Origin of the sequence: Prevotella merdae (genome assembly GCF_900290275.1) — a bacterium.
In the GTDB taxonomy this organism is placed as follows: Bacteria; Bacteroidota; Bacteroidia; order Bacteroidales; family Bacteroidaceae; genus Prevotella; species Prevotella merdae.
Genome location: NZ_LT985329.1, coordinates 1 through 15382, shown reverse-complemented (window position 1 = coordinate 15382; position 15382 = coordinate 1). Strand labels below are relative to the sequence as shown.

Annotated in this window: 14 protein-coding genes; 8 read left to right on the top strand and 6 right to left on the bottom strand. The window is 51.3% G+C overall.

Features of this window, described 5'->3' with window-relative positions; genetic code table 11:
- Window positions 1–10: 10 nt before the first annotated feature.
- The 4 genes from C9991_RS15975 to C9991_RS15960 all read right to left on the bottom strand — a co-directional run bounded on the left by C9991_RS15975 (window position 11) and on the right by C9991_RS15960 (window position 4986).
- Complete coding sequence (locus C9991_RS15975; protein ID WP_032528640.1) at window positions 11–895, bottom strand: serine O-acetyltransferase; 885 nt, start codon at window positions 893–895, stop codon at window positions 11–13.
- A gap of 91 nt (window positions 896–986) precedes the next feature.
- Complete coding sequence (gene gshAB, locus C9991_RS15970) at window positions 987–3281, bottom strand: bifunctional glutamate--cysteine ligase GshA/glutathione synthetase GshB (RefSeq protein WP_032528639.1); 2295 nt, start codon at window positions 3279–3281, stop codon at window positions 987–989.
- A complete protein-coding gene (locus C9991_RS15965) occupies window positions 3278–4621 on the bottom strand; it encodes an MATE family efflux transporter (RefSeq protein ID WP_106813465.1) in 1344 nt (447 codons plus the stop codon). The genes gshAB and C9991_RS15965 overlap by 4 nt, the downstream gene beginning before the upstream one ends.
- A gap of 62 nt (window positions 4622–4683) precedes the next feature.
- Window positions 4684–4986 (bottom strand): ArsR/SmtB family transcription factor, encoded by a 303-nt coding sequence (locus C9991_RS15960; RefSeq protein ID WP_004326342.1) that lies wholly within the window; start codon window positions 4984–4986, stop codon window positions 4684–4686.
- A 350-nt stretch (window positions 4987–5336) separates the two neighbouring features.
- Here C9991_RS15960 and C9991_RS15950 point away from each other — a divergent pair, with 350 nt between their 5' ends.
- Window positions 5337–6572 (top strand): site-specific integrase, encoded by a 1236-nt coding sequence (locus C9991_RS15950; RefSeq protein ID WP_004291422.1) that lies wholly within the window; start codon window positions 5337–5339, stop codon window positions 6570–6572.
- A gap of 11 nt (window positions 6573–6583) precedes the next feature.
- On the top strand, window positions 6584–6946 hold the full coding sequence (locus tag C9991_RS15945; protein ID WP_004291423.1) for a hypothetical protein: 363 nt from the start codon (window positions 6584–6586) through the stop codon (window positions 6944–6946).
- A 77-nt stretch (window positions 6947–7023) separates the two neighbouring features.
- On the opposite strand, the gene C9991_RS15940 is transcribed toward C9991_RS15945, so the two are convergent.
- Together C9991_RS15940 and C9991_RS15935 are read right to left on the bottom strand one after the other, a co-directional pair.
- Window positions 7024–7329 carry a helix-turn-helix domain-containing protein gene (locus tag C9991_RS15940; protein WP_004291424.1) on the bottom strand — a complete coding sequence of 102 codons (306 nt, stop codon included), beginning with the start codon at window positions 7327–7329 and terminating at the stop codon, window positions 7024–7026.
- A gap of 31 nt (window positions 7330–7360) precedes the next feature.
- Window positions 7361–7660 carry a helix-turn-helix domain-containing protein gene (locus C9991_RS15935; RefSeq protein WP_004291426.1) on the bottom strand — a complete coding sequence of 100 codons (300 nt, stop codon included), beginning with the start codon at window positions 7658–7660 and terminating at the stop codon, window positions 7361–7363.
- Between the two features lie 138 nt (window positions 7661–7798).
- Between C9991_RS15935 and C9991_RS15925 the strand changes: the two genes are divergently transcribed.
- From C9991_RS15925 to C9991_RS15900, 6 genes are all read left to right on the top strand, one after another.
- Window positions 7799–8224, top strand: coding sequence for a helix-turn-helix domain-containing protein (locus C9991_RS15925; protein WP_004291432.1), 426 nt, complete (start codon window positions 7799–7801; stop codon window positions 8222–8224).
- Window positions 8225–8227: 3 nt separating this feature from the next.
- Complete coding sequence (locus C9991_RS15920; RefSeq protein ID WP_004291454.1) at window positions 8228–8578, top strand: helix-turn-helix domain-containing protein; 351 nt, start codon at window positions 8228–8230, stop codon at window positions 8576–8578.
- A 20-nt stretch (window positions 8579–8598) separates the two neighbouring features.
- Complete coding sequence (locus C9991_RS15915) at window positions 8599–10170, top strand: DUF3945 domain-containing protein (RefSeq protein ID WP_004291455.1); 1572 nt, start codon at window positions 8599–8601, stop codon at window positions 10168–10170.
- 60 nt (window positions 10171–10230) lie between these two features.
- The gene (locus tag C9991_RS15910; RefSeq protein WP_106813463.1) at window positions 10231–12318 is read left to right on the top strand and encodes a type IA DNA topoisomerase; all 2088 of its coding nucleotides are present in this window, start codon (window positions 10231–10233) and stop codon (window positions 12316–12318) included.
- Window positions 12319–12480: 162 nt separating this feature from the next.
- The gene (locus C9991_RS15905; protein ID WP_004304266.1) at window positions 12481–12933 is read left to right on the top strand and encodes a DUF1896 domain-containing protein; all 453 of its coding nucleotides are present in this window, start codon (window positions 12481–12483) and stop codon (window positions 12931–12933) included.
- Window positions 12923–15382: winged helix domain-containing protein (locus tag C9991_RS15900; protein ID WP_157949512.1), on the top strand; the 2460-nt coding region annotated here is incomplete at its 3' end. The genes C9991_RS15905 and C9991_RS15900, both read left to right, overlap by 11 nt.

Genomic DNA, 15382 nt, shown 5'->3' with positions numbered 1-15382 from the left:
ATTTATCAGATTATTTTTTCTGTACTCTTTTTCCGTATGGTTCCACATCTTCTGTTACCCAGAGATTACCCCCGATAACAGCACCCCTGCCGATTGTTATACGCCCCAATATGGTAGCATTTGAATATACCGTCACATTATCCTCCAATATGGGGTGGCGTGGTATTCCCTTTATCGGATTTCCGTTTTCGTCAGTCGGGAAACTTTTTGCACCGAGTGTGACACCCTGATACAGTGTGACGTGATTCCCGATGATACAAGTCTGCCCTATCACGATTCCGGTTCCATGATCTATATTGAAATATTCTCCTATCTCAGCACCCGGATGAATATCTATCCCTGTCTCAAAATGGGCAAGCTCACTGATAATTCTCGGTATGAGCGGTATCTCCATTTTATATAGCTCGTGGGCAATCCTGTGGTTTGAAATGGCTCTGATGGCAGGATAGCAGGATATTATCTCTCCTATACAGGTAGCTGCCGGATCTCCGTCAAAGGCTGCATGAATGTCCGTTGCCAGCACCCTTCTCATTTCGGGAAGGCTCCGTATGAACCTCTCGGCATACTTTCTTGCCGTCTGGCAGCAGGGAGTTCCCTTTATCCTTTCCTTCATATTCTCATTTCCGAAAAGCATACCCGCCTGTATCTGCTGCGTCAGGATATTGCTCAGCTTCTCCAGTGTCACCCCAAGATGAAAAGTGAGTGTCTGGCTGTTTACCGTATGATTTCCATAATATCCCGGAAACAGGACTGCACGGCAAAGTTCTATTATCTCATGTATGGCCTTACCTGAAGGTATCGGGTCTCCTTCTTCATATTTGATGAAAAGTTCAGGGAATGACGAATGATCCGCCAACTTTTCAACAACTTCTCCGATGTATGTAATATGTTCCATGTGATTATATATATTTTAAATCGTAAATATACGTTGGTTTAACCTATAATAAAAAGGATAGGTTATATCCTTTTTATTGTCTGCACTGTCTTTAAAATCCCAAAGCCCTGATCATCTTATGGTTCAGGTGTCTGTTCTTGCCCTTGAACGGATAACAGTGTATATGTATGGCAGGATTGAAGTTCATTTCAATGATCGCATAGTTATCCGGTGTGGCAGGAGCATGAATATCCTGTATCATCATATCCAGCCCGGTAATCTTCACGTTCAGAGCTTTGGCAGCTTCCACAGCAATAGCCTTGTACGAGTCGTCTATATCGTCTGTAAAATCTATGCTGTCTCCTCCCGTACTGATATTGGAGTTCTCACGAAGATAGACCACTTCCCCCTCTTTGGGTACAGTGTTGAAATCCATTCCCTGCTGCTTCAGAAACATTTCCTCCTCACGCCCCTTTCTAATTTTCTCCAAAGGGGTGCGATATCCTTTACCTCTGAGCGGATCTTCATTCTTCCTGTCTATCAGTTGTCCGATATTCAGAACACCGTCACCCGTCACGTTTGCCGGAACACGGTGAAGGATACCTACCACTTCATCATTGATGATGAATATCCTGAACTCCCTTCCCGGTATGAACTTCTCTATAAGCACCGTGTTGTCATGCTCAAAGGCTATCTGCAAGGCTGCCTTGAAGTCCGTTTCATCATAGTTATGCTTCAGTATGGTTATACCCAATCCGAAATTGGTGGACTTAGGCTTGATTACCACAGGTTTCCCTGCATACATACGGTAGTCTGCCATACCTGCCTCCGGTGACGTGTATTCATAACCGCCCGGCACGCTTATTCCGGCACGTTCCAGCACCTTCTTCGTTACCACCTTATTTTCCATCATCAATACAGACACGTATGAGTCCAAAGAGGTCTTGGTTGCCTGCATCACATATTCCTCCTTTTTACCGTCAAACAGACGTATGAAGTTTTCCTTACGGTCAAGTATTTCAAAACCTACCCCTTTAAGTATTGCAGCCTTCAGCAGAAGCTGTGTGGACATTTCCATATCCTCCAGTCCATGAAATCTGTAACCTCCGCTTATGGTGGCTTCCCTATACTGTCTTGCCTTCTCCAGATGGAACGGTACAAACCCCACCCTGTTTATGTTCTCATACAGCACCATGCCTATACGCTTCTCAGGATTCTGTACAAGATACAGATTGTGCTGCATCTCCTGACGGTAGGTTTCATTGTCAAGCACCCCATATTCTGAAAGAATCCTCTCCATATCTTCTAAAATAGAAGTAGCTTTCTGCTGTACAGTGGTCGAGCAGCATTTCAACTCCTTCTTTTCGTCTCTTCCATAGCATGAAGCCATATCCTGATTACAGGTAGCCCTTTGCAGTTCTTCCTCCGTAAGACTTCCGTTCTCCTCCTTCAGCAGAGAATAGACAAGCAGAAGGTGAGAAAAATAAATGGCACTTGCGCATACCCCCGATTTTGTAAACGGGTCAAGATCCACAATTCGTACCTCAATGTAGGAAGGAGAACCATTATCCTTTTCCAGAAACTTGATACGAACCGGAAGATAAAGCTCGTGAGGTCCGTCAATACGGTTTTCCCTTATCAGTTTGTCAATAGACATATTATAGGCTTCAAGTGAGGAATAATCGATGAAGAATTCCTCACGGTTACGATACCCCAACGGACTTGTCCTCAGACTGAGGCTTACCCCACACTTCATGGGCTGCTTTTCTCCCGTTTTAAGCGAAATCACATTCAGGGTTTCTTCCGCAAGCGGAGATTCACCGTACAGCCAGATAAAAAGCCAGCGGTATTTGAGAAAGTTCCTCACCACACGGAAATATACTGTTTCCCTGACCTCCTCCATAGAGCTGCCGCACACACCGCTTTTCAGCAGAACGTCCATCAGTTTTTCCGAGAAAGAGAAATTGAAGTGTATTCCCGAAATAAGCTGCCTTTCCTTTCCGTAGGTTCCGGCAAGTTTCTGACGGTAATACTCCTTGTCCTTGAACTCTCCCGAATAATGTGCAATGGGTATCTCCTGATTCTCCTTCAATACAGGAGGAAGGCTCTGAGGCCAGAGAAGCTCATCGCCGATATTCTCCGTCACCACATCGTGCAGCGTTTCCATAAATCCCAAAGCCTCTCCTACACTTGGCAGCGGCGGAGTTATCATTTCCACCTGACTCTCTGAAAAGTCGGTGGTTATATAAGGGTGCTTCCCCTTGTCGCCAAATACTGCCGGGTGTGGAGTCAGGGCAAGCGTACCGTCCTGATTGACCCTGACATTTTCCTTTTCAAGTCCGAAACACCCCTCTCTAAGCAGATGGCTGTTCTGTTTAAGTATAAAGCAAAAATCCTGTGTATTCATATACTGCTATATTGTATGTTTGATTTTTCAAGTTCCTTTTCCCTTTTTCTATATAATAGATAAAGTACAATGCCCTTTATCACGCTGGTAAGCGATATGCTCCACCAGACACCCTCTATTCCCATTCCCAGACTTTTGCCAAGCAGAAGGGCAAGAGGTATCCTCATTGTGGTGAACACGATGCTCACGGTTGCCGGATATTTGGTAAGCCCCTGTCCGGTATAAGCTCCCGAAGTAAGCATTTCAAGTGTGGCAAACAGCTGTGAGAAGCCGACTATACGCAGATAGGCACTACCTATTTCTATGGTGGCAGCCTCATTCACGAAAAATGACAGTATGGTTTCCGGGAAAGCTAAAAATATGAATGTGGCAGGAATGGAGATACAATATCCAAGCCTGATACTTGTACGATAGCATTTCCTTATCATATCCGTATTCCTTTCCCCATAATATTGCCCTATAAGTATGGAGGTTGCCTGCATCAGACCGTTCATAAGAAGAAACGAGAGCGACTCTATCTGAAGCCCCAGCTTCTGTGCGGCTATTGCATCTGTTCCCCATATACTTACGATACGCCCGATGGCTATGCCGATAAGCGAGAACAGAATACGCTGCATGGCAGGTGCTGTACCTATTCCAAGTATTTTCCTGAGAAACTTGTGGGGTACTGCTTTTATACTCAAGGTGAGTTCAAGCCTGTGTCTGAGAAGATACACCGCATACATCATGGCACACCCCTGTGAAAGTGCCGTAGCCCATGCCGCACCTTCCACTCCCAGTCCGAAATAAAATATAAACAGAGGGTCAAGAATGATATTGACGATATTCCCGTAAAGTACCGCCCTGAACGAGAATTGTGTCTTTCCGTGTGCGTCTATAATGGCGGTAAACAAAAAGTTCATAAACATGATAAGAACTGTGATACTGCTTATCCTCAGATAGTTCTGAGCCATCGTGTTTACTTCCGGTCTTTCGATATTGAAAAGTGATATAAGAGGCTCCGCCAGCATAAAGACGAACAGGGCATAGAATATCCCCAACACGAATGTACTGCGTATTCCGCACGATATGAAGTGCTGTATCCTGTCCTTCTTTTCAGCCCCTATACTGTGTGATACCGATACCATAGTACCGATGGTTATCACGCTTATCAAAGACCAACCCAATTTGATATAAAATCCGGCCGTTCCGACAGCCGCCACTTCTCCGCTTCCCAATTTCCCGACCCAGAACATATCCGTAATATCGTATGAAATCTGAAGGCAGGATGATAGTATGATAGGGATTGCTATTCTCAGTAGTGATTTTCTTTTTTCTCTTTTTGCCGATGTCTGTTCCATATTTCCAATTTTATATCGTAAAAATACGATACCTTATGCCAATAAAAAAACTCTTAATCAAATCATAAGAGTTCTGAAAACAGTTTCTTTGCCAAAAGCAGGTTTTCACGGTTAATACGATAGCAAACCTTAGGTGGAGCTATCTCGCCGTCTATCAGACCTACATCTTTCAGCACCTTCAAATGCTGTGATATGGTAGACTGTGCGATTGGCAGTTCCGTTGTCAAGTCTCCACAATAACAACAGGCATTGTGGTTAGCCAACAATCTTACGATTGCTATTCGTGCCGGGTGGCTCAGAGCCTTGGCAAAACGTGCTGCCAAAATATCTTTTTCCTCAAATTCTTCTGCTTTACTGAATGCCATAATATTTTCATTTTTTATATCGCAAAGTTACTACAAAAAAGTGAAATGCGGAAAGATATAGTGATAGAATTGAGTTACAAGGGTTTTGGTTGAAGTGGCGATAATCCGTGAAGCCATTACAATCCCTGCCGAAGCCAAATCCTGACGCCGCTACGTTACTTGTTCGTAACCATGCCCGAAAATGCGACAAACGGGTACGAATAGCGAAACAAGGCTCTAAGGAATAGTGAGTTATCCATAACTCATGCGAAAAATCAGGTTACGGAAAAAGATTGCGCCGTTCCTCCCCGTTTTGCGTACCAACACCGGACTCTTCACCAACTAATTTTGAAACCCAAAAATTAAGGACAATGAAGAGTACATTTTCAGTAATCTACTACCTCAAGCGTCAGGTAGTGAAAAAGGACGGGACAGTTCCCGTCATGGGACGCATCACGGTGGACGGCAGCCAGACACAGTTCAGCTGCAAACTGACTGTCGATCCGAAACTGTGGGACACCAAAGGTGGACGTGTCACGGGCAGAAGCACGGCGGCACTCGAAACGAACCGTATGCTTGACAAGATGCGGGTACGCATCAACAGGCATTATCAGGAAATCATGGAGCGTGACAACTTCGTCACGGCGGAGAAGGTGAAGAACGCCTTTCTCGGACTGGAACACCGCTACCACACGCTGATGCAGGTGTTCCGCCAGCACAACGAGGACTACGAGAAGCAGGTGGAGGCAGGCATGAAAGCCAAAGGCACGCTGCTGAAGTACCGCACCGTTTACAAGCACATGCAAGAGTTCCTCGACATCCGCTACCATGTGAAGGACATCGCCCTAAAAGAGCTTACCCCGGCTTTCATCTCCGACTTCGAGATGTTCCTGCGCACGGACAAGCACTGCTGCACCAATACCGTGTGGCTGTACGTCTGCCCGTTACGGACGATGGTATTCATCGCCATCAACAACGAGTGGCTGACGCGCGACCCGTTCCGCGAGTATGAAATCAAGAAGGAGGAAACAACACGCAGTTTCCTGACCAAAGATGAGATCCGCCTGCTGATGGAGGGGAAACTGAAAAACGCCAAACAGGAATTGTACCGCGACCTCTACCTGTTCTGCGCCTTCACGGGGCTGTCGTTCGCGGATATGCGCAACCTTACGGAAGAGAATATCCGCACCTACTTCGACGAACACGAGTGGATAAACATCAACCGCCAGAAAACGGGCGTGGTGTCCAACATCCGCCTGCTCGACATCGCCAACCGCATAATCGGCAAATACCGGGGACTGTGCGGGGACGGCAGGATATTTCCCGTTCCGCATTATAACACGTGCCTTGCCGGTATCCGTGCCGTCGCCAAGCGTTGCGGCATCACCAAGCATATCACGTGGCATCAGAGCCGCCACACGGCAGCCACGACGATATTCCTCTCCAACGGTGTTCCCATCGAAACGGTCAGCTCCATGCTCGGACACAAGAGCATAAAGACGACGCAGATTTACGCAAAGATAACCAAAGAGAAGCTCAATCAGGACATGGAGAACCTTGCCGCAAGATTGAACGGCGTCGAGGAATTTGCAGGTTGCACCATCTAAAAAGAAAAGCCATGAAACGTGACACAATCATCATCGAGGACAAGGCAGTCAGCGTAACCGGTAACGACGTGTGGATGACCGCCACCGAAATAGCCGGATTGTTCCATACGACCGTCCCGGCAGTGAACGCCGCCATCAGAGCCGTCCGCAAGTCGGACGTGCTGAACGACTACGAGGTGTGCCGCTACATGCAGCTTGAAAACGGGCTGCACGCGGACGTGTACGCCCTTGAAATCATCATCCCGGTCGCTTTCAGGGTGAATACCTACAACACCCACCTGTTCCGCACATGGCTGGTGGGAAAGGCACTCTCACAAGAGAAACGGCAGACATACGTGATGTTCATACAGAACGGAAAAGCCGGGTATTGCTGATTGCACATACCCCATAAGACAAGTAAACGGGTAGCACCACAAAAGGTGTCACCCGTTTACTTTTTCATGAAACCGCCTCACTCCAGCGGCTTGCGGTAGTTCGCTTCCAGTACCCCGCGCAGCCCCGTTTCCGGGTAAAGCACCTTCCCTCCCAAAAGTATGAAGGGCAACACGCGGTTGTTGCGGTATTCCTGCAAGGTGCGCCGGCTCACACGGAGCAGTTCCGACACCTCGCCGTCCGTCAGGTAACGTTCCCCGTCCAGCGGAGGACGGTAGCTTTCCAGAAATGCGGACAGCCATTTCGAGCCTTTGCGCATATCCTGCACCACAGAGGCTATCGGCTCGTCTTCCATCGTAAAAACATCGTTGTTCTCGTTCATCATAACTTCGGATTCAGTGGGTGAATAAATCAAATCATCTGCCGTGCGGATAGAGCGTGCCGACAAGCGGTATCAGCCGCTTCACCTCCTCTGGCTTGTAATAGAACCTGCGGTTTATCTGCGAGTAGCCGATAAGCCGCCTGTCACGCAGCGTCTGCAACGTGCGCGGGCTTATTCTCAACTGCCCGCAGACCTCCTCGCCCGTGAGCCATCTTTCCATGCGCCCCGTGTCGCTTTTGCGCCTCAGGGCGGCGACCTTCTCCGAGAGTGCGCCGAATGCCGCCACCATCATCTCGAAAGTCTTTTTCTCGATAGATACTATTTCCATATTCATGTCATTTAGAGTTTGCCGCAAAGGTAACGAAACGGCATACAAGACGTATCGTTTTCCGCTGAAAGGCTGCCTGTTGCGCCGTTTGACCGGGTTACGGAGCCATCTTCCGCAAAAATCTTACGTGAGTCACGTAGTGAGTTGTTAAAGCCCCTTTTGTTTATTGCCGAATTTTGTCGCAGAAACAAAAAGAAAGGACTGAACATGAAAGTGATAACAATGGAAAGTTCCGCCTACAAGGAGATGATGGCGCAGATTGCGAACATCGCAGGGTACATCCGCGAGGCAAGGGACGAGAAGAAACGGAAGCGGGAAACCGAAGACAAGCTGCTTGACACGGCACAGGCGGCGAAGATGCTCAACGTGAGCAAGCGCACCATGCAGCGTATGCGCACCGACCACCGTATCGAGTATGTGGTGGTACGCGGAAGCTGCCGCTACCGCCTTTCCGAGATACTGCGGCTATTGGAGGACAACACAGTAAGGAACGAGGAAGGGACAATAGACACCCTGTTCCACAACCACACGCTGCGCACGGGCGGCAAACCAAAAGGAAGGAGGACATAGGTCATGGAACTGCTCACACGAAACAACTTCGAGGGCTGGATGCAGAAGCTGATGGAACGGCTCGACCGTCAGGACGAACTGCTGCTGGCGATGAAGGCTGAGGGGAAACAGCCCACTATCACGGAAAGCATCCGCCTTTTCGACAATCAGGATTTGTGCATGTTGCTCCAGATAAGCAAACGCACCCTCCAACGCTACCGCAGCGTAGGCGCATTGCCCTACAAGACGCTGGGCAAGAAGACCTATTACAGCGAGGAGGACGTGCTGACATTCCTTTCCAACCATATCAAGGACTTCAAAAAGGAAGATATAGCCTTCTACAAGGCTCGTATCCATAATTTCTTTCATAAATAACCCATTAAAACATTTTTCAGATGGCAAAGAAAAAAGACGAAAAGGACGTGCTGGTAGTCCGTGACGAGAAGACAGGCGAGATCAGCGTGGTAGCCGGGCTGAACGCGGACGGCACACCCAAGCGCACCCCCGCAAAAGCGGAGAACGCGCAGAGTTTCCTGCAATTCGACCGACATGGCGACGTGCTGGACAACTTCTTCAAGAACTTCTTCCGGCAGTGCAAGGAACCCAGCCGCTTCGGTTTCTACCGCATTGCGGCAGACCAAGCTGAAAATCTCTTAGAGGTGATGAAGCAACTGCTGAAAGACCCCGAAGCGAACAAGGAGCTGCTCGCCCCTCACAAGGTGGACACCTCCGACTATGAGAAGAAGGTGCAGGAAGAGATGGCAGCACAACAGACAGAGAAACAAGAACCTCAAAAACAGGAGAACATGGAACAACGGAAAGAACAGCAACAGGACAAATCCGAACAGATGCAGGGCAAACGTGGCTACCAGCCCATCGACGAGAGTAAAATCAACTGGCAGGAGCTGGAGGACAGATGGGGCGTAAAGCGGGACAACCTTGAAAAGTCCGGCGACCTTACGAAGATGCTCAACTATGGCAAGTCCGACTTGGTAAAGGTCAAACCGACCTTCGGCGGCGAATCATTCGAGCTGGACGCCCGCCTCTCCTTCAAGAAGGACGGTGAGGGAAACATCAGCCTCGTGCCGCACTTCATCCGCAAGGAGCAGAAGCTGGATGAGTACAAGGAACACAAATTCTCCGACAATGACCGGAAGAACCTCCGCGAAACGGGCAATCTCGGTAGGGTCGTGGACATTGTGGACAGGGAAACGGGCGAGATCATCCCCTCCTACATCAGCATCGACCGCAAGACGAATGAAATCACGGACATTCCGGCAAGCAGGGTGCGCATCCCGGAGCGCATCGGCAAGACGGAAATCACCACGCAGGAGCGGGACATGCTCCGCGCCGGACTGCCCGTACGCGACAAGCTCATCGAGCGCAACGACGGCAGAAAGTTCGTCACCACCCTGCAAGTGAACGTGGAGCAGCGCGGCGTGGAGTTCGTGCCGGGAACCGGCAAGTCGCCCCGTACCGCACAGACACAGGAAACCAAAGGCGACACATCGAAAAGTCAGGCGCAGGGCGGGGAAAATGCCGCACAGACCAAGAAGGAGCAACGCCGCAACACGTGGACGAACGAGGACGGCAGCATCCGCCCCATCAGCAAATGGAGCGGCGTGAGCTTCACCGACCAGCAGAAAGCCGACTATGTGGCGGGTAAAGCCGTGAAGCTGGAGAACGTGACCGACAAGCAGGGCTTCCATGCCACGATGTATATCAAGTTCAACCCGGAGAAGGGACGCCCGTACCGCTACGACACGAACCCTGACAATGCACAGCAGGTTGCTCCGTCCAACGAGAGCCGCACGCAGGTGGCGGTGAACAACGATGGCAAGACCAACGAGGCTACAAAGAATCTGAGAGAGCCGTTGCAGAAAGGTCAGACCAACCCGAAGGACGCCCGCCAGCAACAGCAGCAGGAGAAGCCGCAGAAGAAAACGGGCAAGGGCATGAAAATGTAATCCCGTGTCCGCCACTGAATCCAAAATAAAATCCAAAGTATCAACAAAAAAGAAGAAGACATGAAGACAATCATTGCAGAAAAGCCCTCCGTGGCACGTGAAATCGCCCGCATCGTGGGCGCGACAAAGAGAGAGGAAGGATATTTCGAGGGAGGCGGTTATGCCGTGACATGGGCATTCGGACACCTTGTCCAGCTTGCCATGCCCGACGGCTACGGCGTGCGCGGATTTGTCCGTGACAACCTCCCGATTATTCCCGACACATTCACGCTCGTCCCCCGTCAGGTCAGGACGGAGAAAGGCTACAAGCCCGATAGCGGCGTGGTGTCGCAGATAAAAACAATCAAAAGGCTGTTCGGCACCAGCGACCAAATCATCGTGGCGACCGATGCCGGACGCGAGGGAGAGCTTATCTTCCGCTACCTCTACCACTATACGGGTTGCACCACTCCTTTCGTGCGCCTGTGGATCAGCTCTCTCACCGACAAAGCTATCCGCGAGGGACTGCGGAAACTCGAAGACGGCAGCAAATACGACAACCTCTACCTCGCCGCCAAAGCGCGGAGCGAATCCGACTGGCTCGTGGGCATCAACGGCACACAGGCGTTATCCATCGCCGCCGGACACGGCACGTATTCCGTGGGGCGGGTGCAGACACCAACGTTGGCTATGGTATGTGAACGCTACTGGGAGAACCGCCGCTTTACGTCCGAAGCATTCTGGCAGCTCCATATCGCAACGGACGGTTGCGACGGCGAAGTCGTGAAATTCTCATCCTCCGAGAAATGGAAAGAGAAAGAACCGGCGATGGAACTATATAATAAGGTAAAGGCGGCAGGTTGCGCCACTGTCACGAAAGCCGAGCGCAAGGAGAAGACGGAGGAAACTCCCTTGCTCTACGACCTGACCACGCTCCAGAAAGAAGCCAACGCCAAGCACGGCTTCACGGCGGAACAGACGCTTGAAATCGCGCAGAAACTCTACGAAAAGAAGTTGATAACCTATCCGAGAACGGGAAGCCGCTACATCCCCGAAGACGTGTTTGCCGAAATTCCCAAACTGCTCGCTTTCATCGGCACACAGCCCGAATGGAAAGACAAGGTGCGGGCAAAAGCCGCCCCGACACGCCGCAGCGTGGACGACGGCAAGGTGACAGACCACCATGCCCTGCTCGTCACGGGTGAGAAACCGCTCTTCCTCTCCAAAGAGGACAATACCATCTATCAGATGATTGCCGGGCGCATGGTCGAGGCATTCTCTGAGAAATGCGTCAAGGATGTGACCACTGTCACGGCGGAATGTGCCGGAGTGGAGTTTACCGTAAAAGGCAGCGTCGTGAAGCAAACCGGATGGCGTGCCGTCTATGGCGAGGAAAAAGAGGAAATTACCATCCCCGGCTGGCAGGAAGGCGACACGCTGACACCGAAAGGCTCGTCCATTACCGAAGGAAAGACCAAACCCAAGCCGCTGCATACCGAAGCCACCCTGCTCTCGGCAATGGAAACGGCGGGCAAGGAAATTGAGGACGACGCACTGCGGCAGGCGATGAAGGACTGTGGCATCGGTACTCCCGCCACACGCGCCTCCATCATCGAAACGCTTTTCAAGCGCGGTTACATGGAACGCTGCAAGAAGTCGCTTGTTCCCACCGAAAAAGGACTTGCCCTCAATTCCGTCGTCAAGACGATGCGCATCGCCGATGTTGCCATGACGGGCGAATGGGAAAAGGAGCTGGCGCGTATCGAGCGCGGGGAACTGTCCGACGACACCTTCCGCAAGGAGATAGAGGCGTACACACGTGAGATAACCTCCGAACTGATCTCGTGCGACAAGCTCTTCGGCAGCCGTGACTCCGGCTGCGCGTGTCCCAAGTGTGGCACGGGCAGGATGCGGTTCTACGGCAAGGTGGTACGCTGCGACAACACGGAGTGCGGACTGCCCGTGTTCCGGCTGAAAGCGGGACGCACCCTGTCCGACGATGAAATCAAAGACCTGCTCACCGAAGGGCATACCAAGCTGCTCAAAGGGTTCAAGAGCAAACAGGGCAAGAGTTTCGATGCTGTTGTCGCCTTTCACGGGGAATATAACACGACTTTTGTGTTCCCGGAGGCTAAAAAGGACAAGAAATTTTCAGGACGGAAGAAATAGTATTAACTTTGCCACTTGTTCAGAGTAATGAATTGTTCTTCGATACCGGATTACACTCATACTTTGGATTTAGTGGTGGCACTCGGAGGGATACCGAGTGCCTTTTTCTTCCTTTTTCCAACCGATTATCCCGTTAATTATCAATCCGCTAAATCCAAAGTAATGAACAACAAGAAGAAAAACGAGGGTCAGACCGACTTTTCCTATTACGGTCTGTACCTGCTGGACTATCTCCGCACGAACAAGTTTGAACAGGCTGACGACACCGCTTTCATACGGGAACGGGCCGACCGTGCCGCCGAAACGTATGAGAGGGCACGGCTTGAAGGCTATCCCGCCGATGGTGCGCAGGAACTGGCGATGGACACGCTGCTGCGCGGGCTGCATTATTCCCGTTACGCCATCCTCCGCGAAGTCGTGGAAAACGAGTTTGCCGATGAAGTGCCGGAAGAGAAGCGTGAAGCCTTTGTCCTGAAACTGCTGCCGCTTGTCGGCAACGTGTTCTCCGTCTATGACCTCTCGGATGACAATTTCGCCCTGTCTTCCGATTACGACCTGCTCTACACGGAGCTGACGGGAGCAACCGTCCTTTACTTAGACGAATATGGCGTTTAACCGCAAACAGAAACTGCGGGACAACATCGAGGCGATACGGACGGCATTCATCCTTGACAGGGAAAATAGGACAGCGACAACCGAAGAGCGTGCCATACTTCAAAGGTACTGCGGTTTCGGCGGTCTGAAATGTATCCTCAACCCTGCAAAGGAACTGACGGATGCCGTCCGGTGGGCGAAATCCGACCTCGAACTGTTCGCCCCGACGGTGGAGCTGCACAGGCTTATCCGTGAGAACAGCAAGGACGAAACAGAGTACAAGCGGTTTGTGGATTCGCTGAAAGCGTCCGTGCTGACCGCTTTCTACACCCCCAAAGAGATAACCGACACCATCGCGGACGTGCTGGCAGATTACAGCGTCCGCCCCGCCCGTATGCTCGAACCGTCGGCAGGTGTCGGCGTGTTCGTGGATTCCGTGCTGCGGCACAGCCCCGATGCGGATGTGATGGCTTTCGAGAAGGATCTGCTCACGGGGACAATCCTGCGGCATCTATATCCAGACCATAAAATGCGCACCTGCGGTTTTGAGAAAATCGAAAGACCGTTCAACAATTATTTCGACTTGGCGGTGTCCAACATTCCGTTCGGTGACATTGCCGTGTTCGACGCGGAGTTTCAGCGGAGCGACTCTTTCGGCAGACGCTCCGCCCAGAAAACCATCCACAACTATTTCTTTCTCAAAGGACTGGATGCCGTGCGTGACGGCGGTATCGTGGCGTTCATCACCTCGCAAGGGGTATTGAATAGCACCAAGACCTCCGTGCGTAACGAGCTGTTCAGTCAGGCCAATCTGGTATCCGCGATACGCCTGCCCAACAACCTGTTCACGGACAACGCGGGCACGGAGGTGGGCAGTGACCTGATTGTCCTGCAAAAGAACCTCAGCAAGAAGGAAATGTCGCAGGACGAGCGGCTGATGACCGTGATACAGACGGACACGAAAACCGCCCTGACCGACAACGCCTATTTCATCCACCACCCGGAACGCATCGTGCATACGATGGCGAAACTTGACACAGACCCCTACGGGAAGCCCGCTATGGTTTATCTGCACGAGGGCAAGGCAGCAGGCATCGCCGGGGATTTGCGCCGTATGCTCGACGAGGATTTCCATTACAGGCTTGCCATGCGCTTGTATTCGGGTTCAATCCGGCAGGCAGGAACGGAAGAAAAAGTTGCCGTTCAAAATAAAGTAGAGCGTCCTGCCATAAAATTGGAAACAGTATCCTCGGCGCAGACGGTGGAAACTCCGACAGAAAAGCCGCAACCCGCAGATGAAAAGCCGGAGATAGAACCGCGCCCGCAATATTCCGCAGGCGTGCAGCTCACCCTGCTTGACCTCTGGGGGATGACGGAAGAGGTCAGCCAACCGAAAACCTCCAAAAAGAAAAAGACGGTGAAAAAGGCAGTTACGGCAAAGTCCACTCCGCCCAAACCGAAAGTCACGGTTACACCGACAGCTCCAACTGCAAAACCCGCAATGGAGAATAAGGAGGTGAAAGCGGAGAACACCGCCAAGCCTGCCGACCCGGACGACATCTATGCCACACTGGACTGGGATACCAATCCTCCCATCAACGGTTTCTATGAAATGATGATGGGTTTGACGCCGGAGCGTAGGAAAGAACTTCGGGAACTGGCAAGGCAGCATAACGAGAAACAAGTGGCGGAAAAGACGGAAGTGAAAGCCGTGCCGGAAACTTCCCGTGAGCAGCCACGACAGGAGGAAACACAGCCGGAGGCAGTCGCCGCACCTGCCGTTACAGATACCCCATCGGAAGCGGTGGGGACTTTCCTTTTCCCCGACATCGAAGCGGAAAAGCCGAAGGAGGAAGTCGTGGACCTTTCTCCGCGTGCCTACCACCGCACGCCGGAGATGCACCTGCGCGAAGGGTCGCTGGTGGCTGACCGGGGGCGTCATAACATCGGCTACCTGAAAGACATCACGCCATACGGGGCGACATTCCAGCCGCTCGACCTGAAAGGATACCAGAAGGAAAAGGCGTTGTTGTATGTGTCGCTGCGTGACGCCTACGAGCGTCTGTACCGTTATGAATCGCTCCGGCGCGAGGCAAATGTTCCGTGGCGAGAGCATCTGAATACCTGTTACGATGAGTTTGTCATGCGCTACGGCAACCTCAACGCCAAGCAGAACGTGAAGTTAGTGATGATGGATGCGGGCGGGCGCGACATCCTTTCGCTGGAACGGATGGAAAACGGAAAGTTCGTCAAGGCGGACATCTTCGAGCATCCTGTTTCCTTCGCGGTGGAGAGCCATGCCAACGTAGGCTCTCCCGAAGAAGCCCTGTCTGCGTCGCTCAACAAATATGGTACGGTCAATCTCGACTATATGCGGGAGATAACCGACAGCACGGCGGAGGATTTGCTCACTGCCCTGCAAGGGCGCATCTACTACAATCCGCTCGTGACCGGTTACGAAATCAAAGAC

Excerpts from the sequence above, each read along its gene's own strand:
- C9991_RS15965 (WP_106813465.1), bottom strand. The coding sequence starts at position 4,621 with ATGGAACAGACATCGGCAAAAAGAGAAAAAAGAAAATCACTACTGAGA.
- C9991_RS15945 (WP_004291423.1), top strand. The coding sequence starts at position 6,584 with ATGAAACGTGACACAATCATCATCGAGGACAAGGCAGTCAGCGTAACC.
- C9991_RS15950 (WP_004291422.1), top strand. The coding sequence starts at position 5,337 with ATGAAGAGTACATTTTCAGTAATCTACTACCTCAAGCGTCAGGTAGTG.
- C9991_RS15905 (WP_004304266.1), top strand. The coding sequence starts at position 12,481 with ATGAACAACAAGAAGAAAAACGAGGGTCAGACCGACTTTTCCTATTAC.
- C9991_RS15920 (WP_004291454.1), top strand. The coding sequence starts at position 8,228 with ATGGAACTGCTCACACGAAACAACTTCGAGGGCTGGATGCAGAAGCTG.
- C9991_RS15935 (WP_004291426.1), bottom strand. The coding sequence starts at position 7,660 with ATGAATATGGAAATAGTATCTATCGAGAAAAAGACTTTCGAGATGATG.
- gshAB (WP_032528639.1), bottom strand. The coding sequence starts at position 3,281 with ATGAATACACAGGATTTTTGCTTTATACTTAAACAGAACAGCCATCTG.
- C9991_RS15910 (WP_106813463.1), top strand. The coding sequence starts at position 10,231 with ATGAAGACAATCATTGCAGAAAAGCCCTCCGTGGCACGTGAAATCGCC.
- C9991_RS15940 (WP_004291424.1), bottom strand. The coding sequence starts at position 7,329 with ATGATGAACGAGAACAACGATGTTTTTACGATGGAAGACGAGCCGATA.
- C9991_RS15915 (WP_004291455.1), top strand. The coding sequence starts at position 8,599 with ATGGCAAAGAAAAAAGACGAAAAGGACGTGCTGGTAGTCCGTGACGAG.
- C9991_RS15960 (WP_004326342.1), bottom strand. The coding sequence starts at position 4,986 with ATGGCATTCAGTAAAGCAGAAGAATTTGAGGAAAAAGATATTTTGGCA.
- C9991_RS15975 (WP_032528640.1), bottom strand. The coding sequence starts at position 895 with ATGGAACATATTACATACATCGGAGAAGTTGTTGAAAAGTTGGCGGAT.